Raw genomic sequence first — 21,600 nt, forward strand, 5'->3', positions numbered from 1 at the left:
GGCGGCTACTTGCCTTCCTTCAGGTACGCCTGGGCCCGTTTGGCCTCGGCGGAATCGGGGTATTTCTTGATCAGGTCCTCGAGGACCAGCTTGCCGGCCTGGTCCTTCTTCAGCTTGTAGAAGGAGATGCCCTGCTTGAGCAGCGCCGGCCGGTACTTGTTGGATTTGCTGTGTTCCTCGATGACCTTTTGGTAGGTCAGGACGGCGTTGGCGTAGTCCTGCAGCTGGAAGAAGCATTCGCCCTGCCAGAAGATGGCGTTGGGCACGAGGGGGTCCTTGGGGAAGCCCTTGACGAACTCGGCCCAGGTCGTCTGGGCCTGCTTGTACTTCATGGCGTAGAATGCTTCCAGGGCCTTCTGGTACAGCTCCTGTCCAGGCACGTCGGAGGGAGTCTCAGCTCCCGCCGCCTGGGCCGGCTGAGGCGCCTGGGGCTGGACGACGGCCGGCTTGCCGGGAGCCATCGGGGCGACGGGGGGCTGGGCCGCGGGAGCCTGACCGGCAGGCATCTGCGGCGCTATGCCCGGTGCGGCGGGGGCGGCTTCGGTCCTGGGCATCTCGTCGAAGACGACGCCGAGCTGCGAGGCCATGAACATGTTCCGGCGCTCCAGCTCCTGGACCTTGGCGTTCAGGGAGTCGATGGTCAGGCCACCCTGCATTTCCTGGGTGCGGCGGTAGTCCTCCATCTGGCCGCTCAGAGCCGCCAGCTGGCTGCGCATGGAGTTCAGCTCGGCCCAGCTGTTGGCCTGGACCGGCTGGGAGCGGGCCAGGTCGGACTCGATCTTGGTGATGCGTTCCTGCAGCTTGGCCTGCTCCTGTTGCTGGTAATAGACTTGGCTGCTCAGGCGGTCGAAGTCCTTCTTGGACGTGACGCAGGCCGGAAGGGTGCCGAGCATGACGGCCAGGGCTCCGGCCACGAGGATTTTGCTGGATGCGCGGAAAGAAGTCATGGAAACCTCTCTGAAGTGCTGTTTTGCTCTTCCCTGACCTCCCGTGTCCCGGGAGCAGGGGGTTATTTTTTCAGGGCGCGTTTTCTGCCGAAAAGGATATAGCCCACACCGCCCAGGACCGGCAAGATGACTTGGGCCACAATCCAGGCGGCTCGTTCCTGCTGCGTCGGGAATTCGTTTTTGTACAGGTGCATGATGGACCACAGGTTGGGGATGATGGGCACCAGCAGCACCGGCAGGGCCCAGACGGGTATGTCAGCGAACATGGCGATTCCTTATGAAAATGAGGTAGATGCCGAGGAGAACGGCGCACAGCGCGATGAACTGGGTCACGCTGATGGGGCCGAAATCGCCGCGGTAGTCGGAGCGGAAGAGTTCGATCACGTAGCGGAAGGCCCCGAACAGGACCAGGAAGAGGCCCATGAGCTGTCCCGGCGCCTTGACGAAGGGCTTGGCTGCCAGGATTGCGGCGAAGCAGACCAGCCCGGCCAGGCTGTGGTAGAGCTGCGTGGGGTGCAGGGGCACGTTCAGGGGCGCCAGCGAATCGGGGTGATGGAAGGTGATGGCCCAGGGCAGGTCGCAGGACGCGCCGTAGCAGCAGCCCGCAGCCAAGCAGCCGATGCGCCCGATGGCCTCGCCCAGTCCGATGCCCGGGGCCAGGAGGTCCATCCAGACCCAGGGGTCCTGCTTTCTGATCCTGAGGAAAGCCAGGGCCAGAATGGCGGCCATGATGGCCCCGCCGGAAAAGACCAGGCCGCCTTTCCAGAACATGAGGATTTCCTGGGGGTTGTGCCAGAAATACGTCGGGTTGATGAGGACGTACAGCAGGCGCGCGCCCAGAATGGCGCCCAGGATGATGTAGAAACCCAGGTCCGAGACCGTCTCGGGGTTCAGGCCGCGCTGTCTGGCTTCGCGCATGGACCAGCCGATGCCCAGCAGAAACCCGGCGGCCACGAACAGGCCGTAGGTGTGCAGGGCGAAGGGGCCGAACTGGATGCCGAACAGCACGAAGGGCGGGAACTCAAGGATTGTCGGAAACACAGCGTCGCCTCTGCTGGTAGAAGGACACGAGAAGGGCGCCGGCGCCGATGCAGATGCCCATGTCGGCTACATTGAAGGCCGGCCAGTGCCACTGGCCCACGTAGAAGTCCAGGAAGTCGATGACCACCCCGAGCCGTACGCGGTCCACGAGGTTGCCCAGGGCCCCTCCGAGGATCAGGCCGAGACCGTACACGTAGAACGGGCCGTCGTCGTCCTTGCTCCTGGCCAGCACCGCGATGAGACCCACCGCCAGGATGGAGACGACGACGAAGAACGGGCGCTGCCAGTCGATGTCATGCCGGTTCAGAAAGCCGAAGGCCGCGCCCCGGTTCAGGACGTGCACGATATCGAAGAACCCCGGAATGACCGTGAAGCCCTTCTCCCAGACCGGGATGGCCTGCTGGATCCAGAGCTTGGTCAGCTGGTCCAGGGCGATGACGATGCCGGCCAGCGCCGCGATGAGGCGGTAGCGTCGCCTCATGTCCGGCGGCGGGCAGGGGACGTGCTTGGGCTTAGGCATGGTAGTCCTGCAGCACCTTGGTGCAGCGCGGGCAGATCTGGGGATGGGCCGGGTCCGTGCCCAGGTTCTCGTCGTGGATCCAGCAGCGTGCGCACTTCTCTCCCTTGGCCCTGTCCACGACCACGGATACGCCGGCCACCTCGCCCTGGACAGCGTCGGCCGGGGCCGGGGCGTCGGTGACCGCGGCTTGGCTGACGATGAAGACGTCGCGCAGGTCCGAGGCCACGGACGTGAGGCTCTCGAAGGCCTCGCCCGTGGCGTGCAGGGTCACACTGGCGTCGAGGGAATGGCCCAGGGCCTTGGACTGGCGCAGGGGCTCGATGGCCTTGGTCACGTCGCCGCGCACGGCGAAGACGAGGTTCCAGACGGCCTCCTCCTCGTCGCTCAGGAGTTGCCCTTCGATTTCAGGAACGCGCATGGCGAAGACCGTGCCGCCCGCCGGGCGCATGGCCTCGGGCAGGTGCTGGAAGATCTCCTCGGCCGTGAAACTGAGGATCGGCGCCATGTCGTTCACGATCATGAGCAGGATGTGGTACAGGGCCGTCTGGGCCGAGCGGCGCTCCAGGCTCGTGGCGCCGGTGACGTAGGCGCGGTCCTTGATGATGTCGAGGTAGTAGGAGCTTAAGTCCGTGGTGCAGAGGTTGTGCAGGTTGTGGTAGACCTTGTGGAACTCGAAGCCCTCGTAGGCGGCCTGCACGGCCTGGTGCCGGGAGCGGACCATGTTCAGGGCGTAGCGGTCCAGGGACAGCATGTCGGCCGTGGGCACGGCGTCCGTGGCCGGGTTGAAGTCGCTCAGGTTGCCGATGATGAAGCGGCAGGTGTTGCGGATCTTGCGGTAGGCATCCACCAGGCGGCCGATGATCTCGTCGGAGATGCGCAGGTCCTCCTGGTAGTTCTCGGAGGCCACCCACAGGCGCAGCACCTCGGCGCCATGCTTGGCGATGACCTCCTGCGGGGCCACGACGTTGCCGATGGACTTGGACATCTTGCGGCCCTGGCCGTCGAGGACGAAGCCGTGGGTCAGCACGGCCCGGTAGGGGGGCACGCCGCGGGTGCCCATGGAAGCCAGAAGCGACGAGTGGAACCAGCCGCGGTGCTGGTCCGTGCCCTCCAGGTACAGGTCGGCCGGGAAGGAGCATTCCTCGCGGCCCTCGACCACGGCGGCGAAGCTCGTGCCGGAGTCGAACCACACGTCGAGGATGTCGTCCTCTTTCTCCCAGTGCGTGCCGCCGCACTGGGGGCAGGTCAGGCCCTGGGGCACGACGTCCCCGAGGGGCGCCTCGAACCAGTAATCCGCCCCACGGGGGTGGCTCTCGAAGCGGTCGACGATGCCGTGGGCCCAGTCGCCGTCGAACCAGGCGTCGCCGCAGTCCTTGCACAGGAGGGCGATGATGGGCACGCCCCACATGCGCTGTCGCGAGATGCACCAGTCGGGGCGGAACTTGATCATGCTGTGGATGCGCTCCTTGCCCCAGGACGGGACCCAGCGCACGTCGTTGTCGATGGCGTCCAGGGTCTTGGCGCGCAGGTCGTTGGCCTCCATGGCGATGAACCACTGGGTCGTGGCCCTGAAGATGACGGGCTTCTTGCAGCGCCAGCAGTGCGGGTAGGAGTGCCGGATCTTCTCGCTGGCCAGCAGATTGCCGACCTCGGTCAGCTTGGCCATGACCAGGGGGTTGGCCTCGAAGACGTTCTTGCCGCCGAAGAACTCCACGGACGGCAGGAAGCGCGCCTGGTCGTCCAGGGGCGAGAGGATGTCGAGGCCATAGCGCAGGCCCGTCTCGTAGTCCTCGCGGCCGTGGCCTGGGGCGGTGTGCACGCAGCCGGTGCCGGCGTCGAGGGTCACGTAGTCGGCCGTGACCACGGGGGACGGGCGGTCGTAAAAAGGATGGCGGGCGACGAGGCCTTCGAGGGCCGCGCCGGTGACCGTGGCCAGGGATTTCCACTCGGACCAGCCGAATTTCCCGGCGCAGACCTCGGCCAGTTCCCTGGCCAGGACGTAGAAGTTCCCGTCGGCCTCGATGAGGTCGTACTCGAAATCGGGGTGCACGGCCACGGCCAGGTTGTCCGGGATGGTCCAGGGCGTGGTGGTCCAGATGACGATGTAGCTTTTGCCCGGGGCGGCCTGGGGGAAGACTTCAGCCAGTTTGCCGGATTCCAGGGGGAAGCGTACGTAGATGGACGGGGAGGTGTGGTCGTCGTACTCGACCTCGGCCTCGGCCAGGGCCGTCTCGCAGGAGCCGCACCAGTAGATGGGCTTCTTGTTGCGCTGCACCGAGCCCTTTTTGTAGAAATTGGCCAGTTCCCGGGCCGTGGCGGCCTCGTACTGGGGCGTCATGGTCAGGTAGGGCTTGTCCCAGGTGCCCAGCACCCCGAGGCGCTTGAACTCCTCGCGCTGGATGTCGAGGTACTTGAGGGCGTATTCGCGGCACTTCTGGCGGATTTCCAGGATCGAGTACTTGTCCTTGCCGCCCAGCTCCTGCTCGACCTTGAGCTCGATGGGCAGGCCGTGGCAGTCCCAGCCGGGGACGTACTGCGCCTTGCGGCCCGTCATGTTGCGGTGCTTGACGATGACGTCCTTCAGGATCTTGTTCATGGCGTGGCCGATGTGGATGTGGCCGTTGGCGTAGGGCGGCCCGTCGTGCAGGACGTAGGGCTCCTTGCCGTCGTTGGCGGAAACCATGGCCCCGTAGGCGTCGCTTGCGTACCAGCCTTCAAGGACCTTGGGCTCGTTCTGGGTCAGGCTGGCCTTCATGGGGAAGGTGGTGGCGGGGAGATTGAGGGTTTTCTTGTAATCGCTCATGGGGCGGCGCTCCTGAAGTTTATGCTCTGTGCCGTCCGGCCACGGGACTTCGGCACGGGTTCGTCAAGTAATGAAGGGGAGAACAGTGGAATATCCCGCACCCGAAGTCAAGTTTGCAGCGTCTTACAGCTTTTTTTCCCAAGCGTAGGCCGAGAGGGCGATGGCGTCGATGTCGTCGTGCCGCGGCACCCAGGCCATGGTAGCCCGGATGCGCGACGGGTCGGAGATGAGGGCCGGGGGGTCGCCGGCGCGCCGTCCGCTTTCCGCCACGGGGAAGTCGACGCCGCTGACCCGCTTCACGGCGGCCGTTATCTCGCGCACGGAGTAGCCGTGGCCATAGCCGCAGTTGAAGACGCCAGAGGGGTTGCCCGCCTCCAGGTGCCGCAGGGCCAGGACGTGGGCTGCGGCGAGGTCGGCCACGTGGATGTAGTCGCGGATGCACGTGCCGTCGGGCGTGTCGTAGTCCGTGCCGAAGATGTGCAGGGCCTCGCGCCGGCCCAGGGCGGCCTGTGATGCCACCTTGATCAGGTGCGTGGCGTTGGGCGTGCACTGGCCGATGCGGCCCGCCGGGTCGGCCCCGGCCACGTTGAAGTAGCGCAGGATGACGTAGGTGAAGCCGGGGTGCGCGGCGGCCGTGTCCTGGATGACCCACTCGCTCATGAGTTTGGTGCGGCCGTAGGGGTTGATGGGCTTCGTCGGGCTGTCCTCGGTCACGGCCGGGGTGTCGGGCATGCCGTAGACCGCGGCGGTGGAGGAAAAGACGAAGCGGGGGATGGCGTTCTTGACGGCCAGTCGGATGAGCTCCGTGGTATTGTTGGTGTTGTTCATGTAGTATTTGAGCGGGTTCTCCACGGACTCGGGCACGACGATGGAGCCCGCGAAGTGCAGGACGGCCGAGAAGCCCTCCTCGGCCATGAGGGCGTCCAGGCGGTCCGTGTCGGCCAGGTCGCCGACCACGAGGCGCGCCGGTGGCAGCACGGCCTCGGCCCGGCCCGTAGAGAGGTTGTCGTAGACCACGACCTCGCAGCCGGCCTCCAGCAGGGCCAGGGTGGTGTGGGACCCGATGTACCCGGCTCCGCCGGTGACCAGTATCTTCGCCATGGATTTTTCCTCGCGTTCAGGTTGACTTTGCCGCTTCGCTCTTTACAGAAAGCCTTCGTGTCTGCAAAGCGGTTTGGCCGTGTATGACAGCAACTGCGCACAATAAGCGAATCACCATGAAGGAGCACCCATGCCCACCGGTTTCACCCTCGTTTCCTCCACGCATGTCCCGGAGATAGCCTCCCAGGCCGACCTCTACGTCCACGACAGAACCGGTGCGCGCATCCTCTCGGTCAGAAACGACGACGAGAACAAGGTCTTCGGCATCACCTTCCGCACGCCCCCGGCCGACTCCACGGGCGTGGCGCACATCCTGGAGCACTCGGTCCTGTGCGGGTCGCGCAAGTACCCGGTCAAGGAGCCCTTCGTGGACCTCCTCAAGGGCTCCTTGCAGACCTTCCTGAACGCCATGACCTACCCGGACAAGACGTGCTACCCCGTGGCCAGCCAGAACCTGAAGGATTTCTACAACCTGACGGACGTGTACCTCGACGCTGTCTTCTTCCCGCGCATCACCCCCGAGATCTTCGAGCAGGAGGGCTGGCACCTGGACCTTCCGGCCGCGGATGCGGAACTGGCCGTCAAGGGCGTGGTCTACAACGAAATGAAGGGCGTCTACTCCTCGCCCGACTCGCAGCTGGCCGAGCAGTCCCAGCAGTCCCTCTTCCCGGACACGACCTACGGCCTGGACTCGGGCGGCCACCCCCGCGCCATCACGGACCTGACGTACGAGCAGTTCGCGCGGTTCCACCGCACCTACTACCACCCGTCCAACGCCTGGATCTTCTTCTACGGCGACGACGACCCCGAGGCGCGCCTCGAACTGCTGCGCGAGTACCTGGACCGCTTCGAGGCCCTGGAGGTGGATTCGTCCGTCGGCCTGCAGCCCGCCTTCGACGGCCCGCGCGAGGTGTGCCAGGGCTTCGAGGCCATGGGCGAGGAGGACGAGGCCCTGGGCATGCTGACCATGAACTGGCTCCTGCCCGGCAAGGAGGACCCCGAGACGGTCCTGGCCTGCAAGATCCTCGACGGCCTGCTGACGGGCATGAACGCCTCGCCCCTGCGCAAGGCCCTCATCGAGTCGGGCCTGGGCGAGGACCTGACGGGCGCGGGAGTCGAGCACGAGATGGCCCAGATGTACTACTCCGTAGGCCTGAAGGGCGTGCTGCCCGAGAATTTCGAGGCCGTGAAGGCCCTCATCCTTTCCACCCTGCAGGACATCGTGGACAAGGGGTTCGAGGCCGACCTCATCGAGGCCGGCATCAACTCCGCCGAGTTCGACCTGCGTGAGAACAACACCGGCTCCTACCCGCGCGGCCTCATCGTCATGCTGCGGGCCCTGGGCTCCTGGCTCTACGACCTGGACCCCCTGGAGCTGGTGGCCTTCGAGAAGCCACTGGCCGCACTCAAGGACCGCCTGGCCCGTGGCGAGAAGGTCTTCGAGGAGCTCATCCGCCGTCATATCCTCGAAAACCCGCACCACACCGTTGTCGTCTTGGAACCCGAGGAAGGCTACGCCGCCCGCGTCGACGACGAAGAGCAGGCGCTCATCCGCTCCCTGCGCGAAGCCCGCGCCGACCTGGGCGACGAGGAGCTCGTGCGCCGTACGGAACAGCTGCGGCGCATGCAGGAGACCCCGGATTCCCCCGAGGCCCTGGCGACCCTGCCGTGCCTGTCGCGCGAGGACATCGACCCCGAGGTGCGCGTCGTGCCCACCGAGGCCCGCGACTGGGACGGGGCCACGGCCCTGCTGCACGACCTGCCGACCAACGACATTTGCTACCTGGACTTGGCCCTGGACCTGGGCGCCGTGCCCGAGCGGCTCATCCCCCTGGTGCCCCTCTTCGGCCGCGCCCTGACGGAGATGGGCACGGACCTCGAAGACTACGTGTCCTTCTCCAAGCGGATCAACAGCAAGACCGGCGGCGTCTACGCCCGCACCCTCCTGACCCAGCGCGAGGGCGGGCCAGACCCCGTGGCCCGGCTCGTGGTGCGCGCCAAGGCCGTGGGCGCGAGAGTGGGGGACATGCTCGGCATCGTGGGCGACGCCCTGACCCGGACCCGCTTCGACGACCGCGAACGCTTCCGGCAGATGGTCTTGGAGGAGAAGGCGGGACTGGAGCACGCGCTGGTGCCCTCGGGGCATCATTTCGTGGGCCTGCGGCTGCGGTCGCGCTTCAACCTGGCCGACAGCCTGCAGGAGCGCATGGGCGGCGTCGAGAGTCTCCTCTTCCTGCGGGAACTGGCCGGCAGGATCGACGGTGACTGGAACGGCGTCCTGGACGACCTGGAGACCCTGCGCCGGGCCGTGGTGCGGCGCGGCTGCGCCGTGGTCAACCTGACCATGGACGAGTCCATGCTCGCCGGTCACTGCGAGCGCTTCCGGGAATTCGCGGCCGGCCTGCCCGGCGGCGTGGCCGAGCGGGCGGTCTGGTCCGGCCCGGCCGCGGCGGAGCACGAGGCCCTGATCATCCCGGCCCAGGTCAACTACGTCGGCAAGGTCTGCGACCTGCACGCGGCCGGGTACGGGTTCCACGGCTCCAGCCTCGTGGCTTCGAAATACCTGCGCACGACCTGGCTCTGGGAGCAGGTGCGCGTCCTGGGCGGGGCCTATGGCGGCTTCTGCAGCTACGGCCGCCTGACGGGCCTCATGAGCTTCGGCTCCTACCGCGACCCCAACATCGCCTCCACCCTGGCGGCCTTCGACGGCTGCGGCAAGTTCCTGGAGACCGTCAGCCTGGACCGGGGCGAACTGCTCAAGGCCATCATCGGCACCTCCGGCGACCTGGACCCCTACCAGCTGCCCGACGCCAAGGGCTTCACGGCCATGACCCAGCACATGGCCGGCGTGACCACGCCGACGCGTCAGCGCATCCGCGACGAGGTGCTGGCCACGGAAGAAGGCCATCTGCGCTCCTTCGGCACGCTCCTGCGCGAGGCCGCGGCCTCGGGGTTGGTCTGCGTCATGTCCGGCGAGGAGGCTCTGGCCAGGGCTGGCCTGCAGGGGCTCGAACTGCCGAGGAAGCTGAAGCTGCTCTAGGAAGATCGATCGGGCCCGGAGGAGGCGGGACTGCGCCGCTGCGCCGTTGCGGCGGCATCCGTCAGGTTTTAAAAAGGTTTTGATAAATGTCGGTTCGCGTGGCATGAGGGTCACACTGAATCCGCCGGCCCAAGGCGGACGAGACCTCAAACGCGGTGAACCGATGAACGACATCTCCCACTCCTCCCCTGGCGCGCACTCCGACGAACTGCTGTTTGCCGCGGAAGCCGACGCCGCCGGCTTCAGGGCGCTGCCCGGATGGAAGCTCCTCATCGTCGACGACGAGGAGGAAGTGCACGTCATCACCAGGATGGTGCTGGAAGGCATGACCTTCTCGGGCCGGGGGCTGTCCTTCCTCAGCGCCTATTCCGGCCGGGAGGCCGCGGAGATCCTGCGCGCCGAGCCCGACGTCGCCGTCATCCTCCTGGATGTGGTCATGGAGACGGGGCAGGCCGGCCTCGACCTGGTGGAGTTCATCCGGGGCGAGCTCGGCAACCGGCTGGCGCGCATCATCCTGCGCACGGGGCAGCCGGGCCAGGCTCCGGAGCGCGACGTCATCACCCGCTACGACATCAACGACTATAAGCACAAAACCGAACTCACGGCCCAGAAGCTCTTTTCCACCGTGACCACGGCCATCCGCTCCTACAACGACCTGCGCGCCATCGAGAAGACCCGCCAGGGCCTGGAACTCATCATCTCCTCCACGCGCGGGCTTTTCCAGCGCGGCGACATGGAGCTTTTCGCCCGCGGCGTGCTGGACCAGATGAGCTCGCTGCTGCGCGTCAACGAGGACTGCCTGTTCCTGCATTCGCCCTCCGGCTTCGCGGCCACGGTCCAGGACGGGGACATAGCCGTGCTGGCCGGCACGGGGGAGTTCAGCCACTGTGGGATCGGCCTGGCCTGCAGCCTGTCCCTCGACGTGCTGGACGCCCTGCGGACGGCCGTGCGGGAGAAGTCGAGCCAGTTCACCCGCGACCATTTCGTGCAGTATTTCCGTTCCAGACGAGGCGGGGAAAACCTGCTCTATTTCCGCTTGAACCATCCGCTGAGTCCCTTCGAGCATCGACTGGTCGAGGTCTTTTCCCGCAACGTGGCCGTGGCCATGGACAACATGCAGCTTGGCCTGGAATTGGCCAACAGCCAGAAGGAGATCATCTTCACACTGGGTGAGTGCGTGGAGTCCCGGTCCAAGGAAACGGCGAGCCACGTGCGCAGGGTTTCGGAATGTTGCCGCCTCATGGCCGAACGCCTCGGCTTCGCCGCCCAGGACGCGGAACTCCTGCGTCTGGCCTCGCCCATGCACGACGTGGGCAAGATCGGCATTCCCGATTCCATCCTGCTCAAGCCCGGGCCCCTTTCGACCGAGGAGTTCGAGGTCATGAAGACGCACACCCGCATCGGCTTCCAGATGCTCAAGGGGTCGCCTCGGCCCATCATGCAGGCCGCAGCCGTCATCGCCCACGAGCACCACGAGCGGTGGAACGGGCAGGGGTACCCGCGGGGGCTGCGCGGAGAGGAAATCCATCCTTACGGCCGCATCGCCTGCCTGGTGGACGTCTTCGACTCCCTGCTTTCCCGCCGCGTGTACAAGGAGGCCTGGCCCTTGCCGCGCGTACGAGACTACATCGCCGACGAGCGGGGCGGCATGTTCGACCCCGGCATGGTCGACATCCTGCTGGGCGACCTGGATGCCTTCACCGCCCTGCGCAACGAATTTCCCGACTGAACCGACGGGGTCCTGTTCATGAGAAACGACGACATGATGGATGAAGTCCGCTTCGCGGAGGAGACGCCGCCGGCATCGTCGGAAGGCAATGGCGCGTGGAAGGTCATGATCGTGGATGACGACGATTTCGTCCACAAGGTGACCGAACTGACCCTGGGCGACTACCGCTACCAGAACACGCCCGTGCAGTACCTGCACGCCTATTCCGCCCTAGAGGCCAAGATGCTCCTGGACGAGCATCCGGACACGGCGGTCATTCTCCTCGACGTGGTCATGGAGACCGAGAACGCGGGCCTGGAGTTCGCGCGGTATGTCCGCCGGGAGGCGGCCAACTCCTTCGTGCGCATCATCCTGCGCACGGGTCAGCCGGGCCAGGCGCCCGAACGCAAGGTCATCACCGAGTACGACATCAACGACTACAAGCACAAGGCTGAGCTGAGCGAGCAGCGCCTGTTCACGGCCATCACGGCGGCCATCCGCTCCTTCAACGACCTGCGGACCATCGACCAGAGCCGGATCGGGCTGCAGGGCATCATCGCCGCGTCGGCGGAACTGTTCGCGGTCAAGGCGGTGCAGGACTTCTTCGTGCTCGCGCTGGAGCACATCCTGCGCACGGGCCGCTGCGCCGGCCTGTCGTGCTCCGAGTTCGGCCTGGTCGGGACGGTCCGGGAAGGCCGGGTCGAGGTCTTCGAGTCCCGGGGGCTGTTCGACCCAGGCGACGGCTTTTCGGGGCCGGCGCGGCGCATGCTCGAACTGTGTTGCGCCACATCGGCGCAGCGCCGTCTGCATGTCCTGGAAAAGGAGTTCGCGGCAGGCTTCTACAACAGCCACACGGACCAGGACTATGTCCTCTACGCCTCCTTCGGCCGCCCCCTGAACGAGATGGAGCAGGGCCTGCTGCACATCCTTGGCGGCAACATCGCCGTGGCCCTGAACAACCTGTTCCTGACCGAGGAGATCGTGGCCACCCAGCGCGAGGTCGTGCTGACCCTGGGCGAGGTCGTGGAGACGCGTTCCAAGGAGACGGCCCAGCACGTCAAGCGCGTGGCTGAATACTCCTACCTCCTGGCCGTCAAGGCCGGGCTGTCCGAAGACAAGGCCCAACTCCTGCGCATGGCCTCACCCATGCACGACGTCGGCAAGATTGGCATCCCCGACTCCATCCTCTTCAAGCCGGGCAAGCTGACCGAGGAGGAGTTCAACATCATCAAGACCCACACCGTCATCGGTCACTCCATCCTCAAGAACTCGCCGCGGCGGATCATGCGCACGGCCGCGACCATCGCCCTGCAGCACCACGAACGCTGGGACGGCACGGGCTACCCGCACGGGCTGGTGGAGGACGAAACGCACATTTTCGGCCGCATCACGGCCCTGGCCGACGTCTTCGACGCCCTGGCCTGCGACCGCGTCTACAAGAAGGCCTGGCCCCTGGACGAGGTCCTGGCCTACCTGCGGGATCAGCAGGGGCGGCAGTTCGACCCGCGTCTTGTGGATATTTTCCTGGCGAACATCGACGGGTTGCTGGCCATCCGCGCCACCTACCCGGACTAGACGCCCGACGGGACACGGAGGGTTCATGACCGGACACGACCTGCGCGACGACCTGGTGTTCGCGGACGAGGAAGTCGTCGCCGCTCCCGCGCGGGGGCAGGACGCCTGGAAGCTCCTCATCGTCGACGACGAGGAGGAAGTGCACAGCATCACGCGCATGGTCCTGGGCGGCTACGAATTCGAGGGCGCGCCCCTTGTCTTCCTGAGCGCATACAGCGCCGAGGAGGGCCGCCGGGTCATGGACGACAACCCCGACGTGGCGGTCATGCTGCTTGATGTCGTCATGGAGACGCCGCACGCCGGTCTCGATCTGGCGCGCCACGTGCGTGAGGCGCTGGGCAACCGGCTGGTGCGCATCATCCTGCGCACGGGCCAGCCCGGCCAGGCTCCGGAACGGCAGGTCATCATCGACTACGACATCAACGACTACAAGAACAAATCCGAACTCACGGCGCAGAAGCTCTTCACCGCCGTGACCACGGGCATCCGCTCCTTCCGGGACCTGCAGGCCATCGACCGCAGCCGCCAGGGCCTCGAGGACATCATCACCGCCTCGGCGGATCTCTTTCGCACGAACAGCCTGGAGCGTTTCGCCCGCGGCGTCCTGACTCAGATGACGTCGCTCCTGCGCCTGGAGGAAAGCTCCATGTACCTGGGCGCGGGTTCGGGATTCGCGGCCCGGGACAGGGAGGACGACTTCGTCATCATCGCAGGCACCGGCGATTTTTCGGACATGAAGTCCCGGCTGGCCAGCGAGGCCCTGGACGGGCAGGAGCTGGAGCTGGTCCGCAGGGCGGTCGGCGCCGACGACTGCCTGTTCGACCACGAGTGCTATGCCGGCTGCTTCGGCATGGACAGCGGGTCGCGCCATGTCCTCTTCCTGCGGATCAAACGCTGCCTCTCGGAACTGGAACAGCGCCTCGTGCACATCTTCGCGGCCAACGCCGCCGTGGCCTTCGAGAACCTTCTGCTCAACCGCGAGATGACCGAAACCCACCGCGAGGTCATCTTCACCCTGGGCGAGGTGGTCGAGAACCGGGCGCTGATCGAGGGCCTGCACGTGCACCGCGTGGCCGAAATGGCCCACCTGCTGGCTTGCAAAGCCGGCCTCGACGAGGACGACTGCGAACTGCTGCGCCTAGCCATGCCCATGCACGACGTGGGCAAGGTCGCCATCCCCGACCGCGTGCTGCTCAAGACCGGCCCCCTGGATGAGGTTGAGCGCCGTATCGTCGAGGAGCACCCGCGTCTGGGATTCGACATCCTGAACCGTTCCGGGAACCGCATCATGCAGGCTGCCGCGCGCATCGCCCTGGAGCATCAGGAGTCCTGGGACGGCAGCGGGTACCCGGCGGGCCTGGCGGGCGAGGACATCCACATTTTCAGCCGCATCGCGCGGGTGGTGGACGTGATGGACTCGCTCTTGAGCGAGCGCGTCTACAAAAAGCCCTGGAGCGTGGAGGATACGCTGGCCCACCTCCGGGAACAGCGCGGCCGCCAGTTCGACCCGGTCATGGTGGACCTGCTCCTGGGGCACCGGCAGGAGTTCCTGGCCCTGCGGGAGAACATTCTTCAGCAGAGCCGGGATGTTGAAATGGGGGAGAGCGAAAAAAAATCTTGACCGTGCAGTCTCGTTCACCTATCAAGCCCCTCTGCCTGGAGGGGTTCCCGAGTGGCCAAAGGGAACAGACTGTAAATCTGTCGTCGAACGACTTCGGAGGTTCGAATCCTCCCCCCTCCACCAGCCGACCACAACCCGCTTTCGAGCGGGTTTTTTCGTTTGTGCGCCCCGCAATGATCTCCGGCCTGAAGCGCGTGCGGGCATGGTCGGAGGGATCCGTATCCCGACATATGCGCGGTGCGAAGATGTCGCGTGCGGCCTGCGCCCAGTTGTGTGCATCACGTGCGGCAAATTTTCCGCGTCGTGCAGGCTGACCGCCAGCGTCACTGCGAGCGCAGCGCTGCAGTCCATCTCCATCATTTCACGCCAGGGATTGCTCGCGCATAACCCGACCCGTTCGTCGAAGACTCCTCGCAATGACGCCGCTCGCAATGCGTCATGACAAGTGAAACGCGGCAGTGGCCGCCGATTCCGTGCATCGCGTCCGGCAAGGGGATTCTGCCCGATTGCGCGCCCGAGGCTGGACGAAATCCCGCGGATATGTGATTTTCGCGCGAAAGGAGGCCTCCCATGTTCGTACGCACCCTCTTCGTTGTTGCGCTTCTTTTGTGCTTTTCCGGGCTCTCGACGGCGGGATATGCCGAACCCGTGCACGGCGCGCGCGGGATCGTTTATGGCGAGTACCAGCTGCATGTCGCCTGCGATCCGGCACCGGCCGGTGCCAACGCGCCCGTCCGCCTGGATCTGACGCTGGCCGACCCGAACGGGGCCACCGTCACGGATCTGGACCCGGCCGGCGCCCCGGAACTGGCCATCGTCCGCCAGGGGCTCGACGTGTTCACGCTCATGCGGCCGTCCATGGGGGCAGGGGGCGTGTTCACCATGAACCTGACCTTTCCCGTGCCGGGAACCTACTTCGTCTATCTGGGCCTCACGCCCCTGGGCGGCTGGCCCGTTACCGCCATGACCGAACTGCAGATCGCTGGCGATGCAGTGGCCCCGCTGCCTCTTGAGGTACACGTGCCGGGCAGGGTGGTGAGCGAAACCCTGGGCGCGGACATCGCCGTGCACAAGACGCCGACCGCCCATCGGATAGACCTCGGCCTGATCCAGCCAGACGGCTCCCCGCTGACGGATGTGGACATTGCCTCGGGCGATCTGGTCATCCTGAGCGCGGATGGAAAGGAATTTTTCCACGCCCGTCCGGTCCCGGCCGAAAACGCCACCACCGCCGCCTTCGAAGCCGTCTTTCCGCGCCCCGGCATCTACAAGGCCTGGGCCCAGTTTCAGGGGGCCGGCAAAGCCCTGGAACTGCCTTTCGCGCTGGAAATCACTGATTGACGAGAGAATAACCACAGACCAAGGCGCCCGATCTCCACTTTTCCCTTGACGCTCGTCCACGCCTTGGATAGCTACGACTTCGCTGTTTTCGCCAGGATAGCTCAGTTGGTAGAGCAACTGATTCGTAATCAGTAGGTCGAGAGTTCAATTCTCTTTCCTGGCTCCAGTAAAAACAAGGGGTTAGCTTTTAATAGCTGGCCCCTTTTTCTTTGTGCGCACGGTAGGGCGCACCTCTTTGGCGGCCTGACTTCAGCGGGCGGCGTCGATCCGGTGCTTGAGGAACGTTTCGTCACGCAGTTCCTGAAAGGCGAGGTCCAGTTCGGCCTGGGTGTTCATGACGATGGGGCCGCCCCAGGCGATGGGTTCGTGGAGGGGCTTGCCCGTCAGGAGCAGCAGGCGCAGGGGACCGTTGCCCGCTGTCGCCGCCAGTTCGTCCCCGTCCTCGAAGAGCACCAGGGTGCCGTTGGCAACGGCGCTGCCGTTGATGGTCCCGTCGCCGCCGTGGACAAAGGCGAAGGCGGTGTGACCCCTGCGGGTCGGGAGGATGAATTCCCTGTCCGGGGCGATGGCGCAGTCCAGGTACTGCGGGTCGATGACCACGTCGTCCACCGGCCCGGTCACGCCTGCGACGGTGCCGGCGATGACCTTGACGGAGGCCTCCGGCGTTCTGACCTCGGGGATCGCGTCGGCAGTGATGTCGCGGTAGCGGGGCGGCATCATCTTGCGGCTCGCGGGCAGATTCGCCCAGAGCTGGAAACCGTGCATGGCCCCGGCCTCGTCACCTTGCGGCATTTCCTGATGGATGATGCCGCTGCCGGCGGTCATCCACTGCACGTCCCCGGCGGAAATGACCCCGCTGTTGCCGAGGCTGTCGCCGTGCGCGACGTCGCCTTTGAGCACGTAGGTGATGGTTTCGATGCCCCGGTGGGGGTGCCAGGGGAAGCCCTTGACATACTCGTGCGGGTGGTCCGAGCGGAAATCGTCCAGCATGAGGAAGGGGTCGAAAAGCGCGGCGTCCCTGCTGCTGAACATCCTGCGCAGGGTCACGCCCGCGCCTTCGATCACCTTCTGGCCCTGGTAGATGTGCCTGATTTCCCTTCTCATCGTGTCTCCTTCGGCCCTTTGGCCGTCGCTATTGCGCATCCCTGTTCCCCCTGTGGGCCGTATGCCCGCCCATCCGTGCCGCGTCATGGCGCCGCGTCCGGCGACCTTTCCGCTGGCCCTGGGGCGGTCCTTTGCGCGCCACTGCGTTGATGGGGGCTTCGTGGCCTGTCGCTGTCTCGTCCCCGCCCTGATCCGATGCCGCGTCAACGATCATGCACCGCGGCTTTTCTTCTCTTTGTCTCGGCACAGACACGCGTGCAGGTCGAGCATGAGACCCATTGTCCGTTGTCCGGTCCTGTTGATGCCGGGGCCTTTCGGCTTCAGTCTGGTATTTGAAAATTTATGCGATTTGCAGGTTTCCTATTCAGTTTGTTCATGAAGTCTATTAGCTTTCTCCCATGCCAAACATGAGGTGGAATATCGTGCGGAAAATAGTGGCGGAGGGCATGGCCGCATTTTTGTTTACTGCTACAGCAGGATTCGCTTTGCAACAGAGTCCTGAGCAGGACGCGTACCTTCGTTCTCTCGGGCCGGTCAGCGTGTGCGTTGATCTGACCTGCCGGGAAGCGGACATGACGATGCGTTCGCTGACCATGGCCGCATACACCATCAAGAAGGAAGGGTGGTTCAACCTGAAGATCGCCGGCGAGATTCCGGCGTACGCCAACCGGATGCGCATCGGCGAGCCGTCATTTTTTCGTGCGCTTCATGACCCTGTCGAGGGCGTCCCTGAGATCGTCCAGGTGGACGGGTTTGCTGAGATAGTCGGTCATGCCGGAGGCGAGGAATTTCTCCCGGTCTCCGGCCATGGCGAACGAGGTCAGGGCGATGATGGGAATGTTGGCTTTTGCGCCGGCTCCTGATTTCCGGATTGTCTTCGTCGCCTCGATTCCGTCCATGACCGGCATTTGGATATCCATGAGGATGCAGTCGAAATTCCCTGATTCCCATCGTTCGACTGCCTCGAGTCCGTTCTCTGCCGTGGACGGGCGCACCCCTGCCTTTTCCAGAAGCTTGCGCATGAAGAACTGGTTGGAAAGGTCGTCTTCGACCAGCAGGACATTGCCTGACGGGAGGCCATTTGCGGCCTCGTTCGACTGCACGTCATTTTGCGGGATTGCCGTGCCGGTGCGCCCGAAGGGCAGGATCACATGGGCGGACGTCCCTTCGCCGGGCAACGTGTCCATGACTATATGCCCTCCCATGAGTATTACCAGGCGCTTGACGATGGCCAGGCCGAGTCCGGCGCCTTGGTGTGCCTTGCTGTACGTCGCATCGACCTGCACAAAGGGGGTGAAGAGATCCTTGAGCCTGTCCTCCGGGATGCCGATGCCCGTGTCATGGACGGAGAAGGCGATGCGGATGTCGTTGGACCTCGGTGAAGCGATGGGGTAAATTTCAAGGGTGATGGCACCCTGGTCGGTGAATTTGAAGGCGTTGCCCACCAGGTTGAACAGGATCTGCCGAACCCGCGCCTCGTCGCCGATGAGGGCTTCGGGCGTGGCCGGGTCGATTCGGCACAGCAGGGGTACGTTCTTTTCCTTGTAGATGATGTCGAAGAGTTCGGAAACCGACTGCGCGAGATCGCAGACGCGGAACTCCCGCCGTTCGAACTCAAGCCTTCCCGTCTCGATCCTGGAGATGTCCAGGATGTCCGTGAGGAGCCTCGTCAAGCGGTGCGTTGAACGGATGGCCATGTCGATGTATTCCGCCTGCTCCTGATCCGGGTCGGTTGTCTGCAGGAGCTGCATCATGCCACTGATGCCATTGAGTGGGGTGCGTATTTCATGGCTCATGTTCGCCAGGAATTCGCTTTTGGTCTTGTTCGCGGCTTCGGCCTCCAGCCTGGCCCGAATCAGCTGGTCTTCCATGGTCTTGCGGTCGGTAATGTCGTCCACGACCCAAATGACGCCCTTGTTCAGGTCCGTGGGATCCAGAGCTTTTCCGGACAGCATGCACCATACCGTAGTGCCGTTCTTTTTCTTGAGTTGAAAGTCAATTTGCTTCTGATTTTTTTGGGTTAGCTTGTCGTAGTATCTGCGTCCAAAATCGATGAAATGCTCTTGGTCGACATGCAGTTCGCGGACGCTCATCCCAACCATGCTTTCCGGGGATTCATAGCCGCATATTTCTGCCAGGCGTTGATTGGCTCTGACCAGACGCCTTCCTCCCCGTAAAAGCATGATGCCGACCTGAGAATTTTCGAAGATGCTTTCAAAATCATTTTTGATTTCCGCTAACAGTTTTTCCGCATTCTTGCGTGACGAGATGTCGCGAACAGCAGAGAACGCATATTCCTGATCTGCGAGTTGGATGGGAACGGTGATGACTTCAACCGGGATTTCAGTTCCATCTTTGTGCAGGTCAATGCCTTCGAAACTTGGTCGATTCAACTCCGTGAGCACGGTTGACCCGAGTTTTCCCCGAACCGAAGGGGCCTGGATGTCCGTCAATGCGAGTTGCAGAAGCTCGTCGCGGTCATATCCCAGAAGCGTGCACGCGGCCATGTTGGCATCAAAAAGCGTGTCGTCCTTGCGCCAGATGAATAAAGGGTCTGGCGACTTTTCAAAAAGGACCCGAAAGCGTTCCTCGCTTTTTTTCAGCGCTTCTTCAGCGTGCTTTCGTTCCGTGATGTCCTGGTTAACGCCGATTGTTTTGATCTGTTGCCCACGAGTGTCCTTAACCACCATGTAGCGCACTACGATGTCGCGCACCTCGCCGCCTCTTTTGACAATGCGGTGCTCGATCTGCGCCGTGCGGTTATCGTAAACTCCCGCTCTGATCTTCCCGATTTCCGATGCAACGAGTTCCGCCTCCTCGGGGTGCACGAATTCACGTGCGTACGTCTCGGCGGACATGAAAAAACCGCCTTCACGTTCGCTCGTTGTTCCGTACAGGGAATAGAACTGTTCGTTGAAGGCGAATGTCATGGTCGAAAGGTCCAATTCCCAGTGCCCCATGTGAGCCATTTCCACGGCCAATGACAGACGCTCCTCGCTGACTTTCAGTTCGTTCTTGATGCGGCGCTGTTCGAGCAGGAGTATGGCGCTGTTCACGAAGGCCGTGATCTGGTTGATGTCGTCGTGCGAGTATGCCGATGGCTTGTTGGCCACCACGGCGAGGGCAACGACCCTGTTGTCTCTGAGAATCGGTACGGAGAGGAGATTTTTGATGGGGACGTGTCCCGGGGGGAGTCCACGCTTTCGCTCCGTGGTCTGGTCGTAGTCTTCGATGACGACGGCGTGCCGTTCGGACACCGCCCTGGCCCAGACTCCGGCCCTGTCCAAGGGGAAGTGGATGGGGTTCTCTGCGACCGCGCATGCGTGCATCACCTCCCGTGACCAGGAGTGGATGACCATGTCGCTTTCCTTGTCGTCAAGAAAGCCGAAGAATGAGTATTGGCTGCCCGTCAGGGTCTGAATTTCTTCGAGCACCAGGTTGCAGAGTTCGCGATAGCCCGCCTCGACCATGCGCGAGATATGCCACAGGGCCGTGAGCCTGGCCTTGAGAGCGGCCTGTTCTTCCATGGCCCGCCGGATCTCGGTGATGTCACGGAATTCCACCGCGCGGACCAGCCTGCCTTTGTAGGGGAAGTTGCGGGCCTCGAGGCGTACAGGGTATTCCTCTCCGTTTTTGCGGACCCCGAATGCTTCGTAGGGTTTCTCGTAACCCGTGATGATGTTGCGCATGACCTCGCTTCTGGAACCTTCGGCGATGAGGCTTAGCCCGTCCATGCCGATGAGCTCCTCGACAGCGTACCCGGAAATCTCGGACAGGCCGAGGTTGCAGTCCAGGATGACGCCCTGGTCATGGATGGCTATCCCGCCGAAAGAGGCGTTGTGCAGGGCCTTGAATCTGGCTTCGCTCTCCTGGATTTCCCGCTCTTTCTCCCGGAAGGGGGAAAGGTCCCGCACGAAGGCATAGATCTTGCCCCCTTCGTGCTCGGCAAAGGTGGCGTTGACCTCGACATCTATGATTTTTCCGTCCTTGCACCGCTCCTTTGTTTCAAATCGGACCTGTTTCAATCTTGCGATGTCTTTGATGCGCTGTAGCGAGGCTTCTTTATCTTCAAGGCAATCGATGTCCCATATGCTCATTCCAAGGAATTCTTTCTGGCTGTACCCGAGCATTTCCGTGCCGCGTTCGTTAATTTCACGGATCCTGCCTTCCATATCTACAACAAAAAAACAGCTGAACGCGATTTCAAGTATCGCAGAAGATCTTTTCTCAAGAAAGTAACGTTCTGTAACGTCTCTTGATATATTCAAAATTCCTTCTATTTTTCCGTCACACACAATTCTTGGGGCATAGAGCACGTCCATGTATCTTCTTCCCATACTTGGATAATCGACCCATATGGAGAAGGAGACCTGTTCTCCGCCCAACGCCTTGATAATTCTTGGCTTTATTGTTTCCTCGAAGGCTTTGACTCCGGTAATTATGGCAGGAGTCTTGCCGATCATCTGATTTTTTTGGACTCCAACATATTTTTCATAGGCGTTGTTGACGTATTGATATCTGAAATTTGTATCGAGAAGCGATACTGGAAAATCCATTGCATCGAATAGGGCACGGCAATCGATGTTGGCCTGATCAAAATATGAATCCAAAAAAGAATCACAACATGAGTTGTTTTCCTTTACATGGATTGTATTCTTTTTATCTACTCTTTTTGAATCAGGCATAAATTCTCCAGTGGAAACGTGGATGAGAATTTGTTTTTTGAGGACGTTGTACGTTCTGTCGTGCGCCTTGCAGACGGTTGTTTGGACGCTGGCAGCATTCGGAGACGGTGGGTA

The 21,600-nt window shown here is 63.3% G+C and carries 13 protein-coding genes and 2 tRNA genes; 7 read left to right on the forward strand and 8 right to left on the reverse strand.

Translation table 11 applies throughout. From position 1 onward, the window contains the following. Window positions 1-5 precede the first annotated feature (5 nt). The 6 genes from ybgF to galE form a co-directional block, all read right to left on the reverse strand. A complete protein-coding gene (ybgF, locus tag G394_RS0110465; protein WP_028577609.1) occupies window positions 6-947 on the reverse strand; it encodes a tol-pal system protein YbgF in 942 nt (313 codons plus the stop codon). Window positions 948-1,009: 62 nt separating this feature from the next. Then, window positions 1,010-1,213 (reverse strand): PLDc N-terminal domain-containing protein, encoded by a 204-nt coding sequence (locus G394_RS0110470; RefSeq protein ID WP_028577610.1) that lies wholly within the window; start codon window positions 1,211-1,213, stop codon window positions 1,010-1,012. Continuing rightward, window positions 1,203-1,988, reverse strand: a complete 786-nt coding sequence (gene lgt / locus G394_RS0110475) for a prolipoprotein diacylglyceryl transferase (RefSeq protein ID WP_084435531.1) — start codon at window positions 1,986-1,988, stop codon at window positions 1,203-1,205. Before lgt ends, G394_RS0110470 begins: the two co-directional genes overlap by 11 nt. Then, entirely contained in the window at window positions 1,969-2,508 is a 540-nt protein-coding gene (gene lspA, locus G394_RS0110480; protein ID WP_084435533.1) for a signal peptidase II, read from the reverse strand. The genes lgt and lspA overlap by 20 nt, the downstream gene beginning before the upstream one ends. Next, the gene (ileS, locus tag G394_RS0110485; RefSeq protein ID WP_028577613.1) at window positions 2,501-5,311 is read right to left on the reverse strand and encodes an isoleucine--tRNA ligase; all 2,811 of its coding nucleotides are present in this window, start codon (window positions 5,309-5,311) and stop codon (window positions 2,501-2,503) included. Before ileS ends, lspA begins: the two co-directional genes overlap by 8 nt. Before the next feature lie 123 nt (window positions 5,312-5,434). Continuing rightward, a complete protein-coding gene (gene galE, locus G394_RS0110490) occupies window positions 5,435-6,412 on the reverse strand; it encodes a UDP-glucose 4-epimerase GalE (protein ID WP_028577614.1) in 978 nt (325 codons plus the stop codon). 130 nt (window positions 6,413-6,542) lie between these two features. Here galE and G394_RS0110495 point away from each other — a divergent pair, with 130 nt between their 5' ends. The 7 genes from G394_RS0110495 to G394_RS0110525 all read left to right on the forward strand — a co-directional run bounded on the left by G394_RS0110495 (window position 6,543) and on the right by G394_RS0110525 (window position 15,863). Continuing rightward, complete coding sequence (locus tag G394_RS0110495; RefSeq protein ID WP_028577615.1) at window positions 6,543-9,452, forward strand: insulinase family protein; 2,910 nt, start codon at window positions 6,543-6,545, stop codon at window positions 9,450-9,452. Window positions 9,453-9,615: 163 nt separating this feature from the next. Continuing rightward, window positions 9,616-11,181 (forward strand): DUF3369 domain-containing protein, encoded by a 1,566-nt coding sequence (locus G394_RS0110500; RefSeq protein ID WP_051307109.1) that lies wholly within the window; start codon window positions 9,616-9,618, stop codon window positions 11,179-11,181. An 18-nt stretch (window positions 11,182-11,199) separates the two neighbouring features. Next, window positions 11,200-12,735 (forward strand): response regulator, encoded by a 1,536-nt coding sequence (locus tag G394_RS0110505; protein ID WP_084435535.1) that lies wholly within the window; start codon window positions 11,200-11,202, stop codon window positions 12,733-12,735. Window positions 12,736-12,760: 25 nt separating this feature from the next. Next, on the forward strand, window positions 12,761-14,356 hold the full coding sequence (locus tag G394_RS0110510) for a DUF3369 domain-containing protein (RefSeq protein WP_028577618.1): 1,596 nt from the start codon (window positions 12,761-12,763) through the stop codon (window positions 14,354-14,356). 37 nt (window positions 14,357-14,393) lie between these two features. Further along, a tRNA-Tyr gene (locus G394_RS0110515) sits at window positions 14,394-14,479 on the forward strand. Window positions 14,480-14,926: 447 nt separating this feature from the next. Then, entirely contained in the window at window positions 14,927-15,697 is a 771-nt protein-coding gene (locus G394_RS0110520; RefSeq protein WP_028577619.1) for a hypothetical protein, read from the forward strand. Between the two features lie 90 nt (window positions 15,698-15,787). Further along, window positions 15,788-15,863: transfer RNA gene (locus tag G394_RS0110525), tRNA-Thr, on the forward strand. Between the two features lie 83 nt (window positions 15,864-15,946). Here G394_RS0110525 and G394_RS0110530 read toward each other — a convergent pair. Both G394_RS0110530 and G394_RS20210 read right to left on the reverse strand, forming a co-directional pair. Beyond that, complete coding sequence (locus G394_RS0110530; protein ID WP_028577620.1) at window positions 15,947-16,801, reverse strand: pirin family protein; 855 nt, start codon at window positions 16,799-16,801, stop codon at window positions 15,947-15,949. Window positions 16,802-17,490: 689 nt separating this feature from the next. Further along, window positions 17,491-21,486, reverse strand: coding sequence for a PAS domain S-box protein (locus G394_RS20210; protein WP_084435536.1), 3,996 nt, complete (start codon window positions 21,484-21,486; stop codon window positions 17,491-17,493). Window positions 21,487-21,600: the final 114 nt, after the last annotated feature.

This window comes from Desulfomicrobium escambiense DSM 10707 (assembly GCF_000428825.1).
Taxonomy (GTDB): Bacteria; Desulfobacterota; Desulfovibrionia; order Desulfovibrionales; family Desulfomicrobiaceae; genus Desulfomicrobium; species Desulfomicrobium escambiense.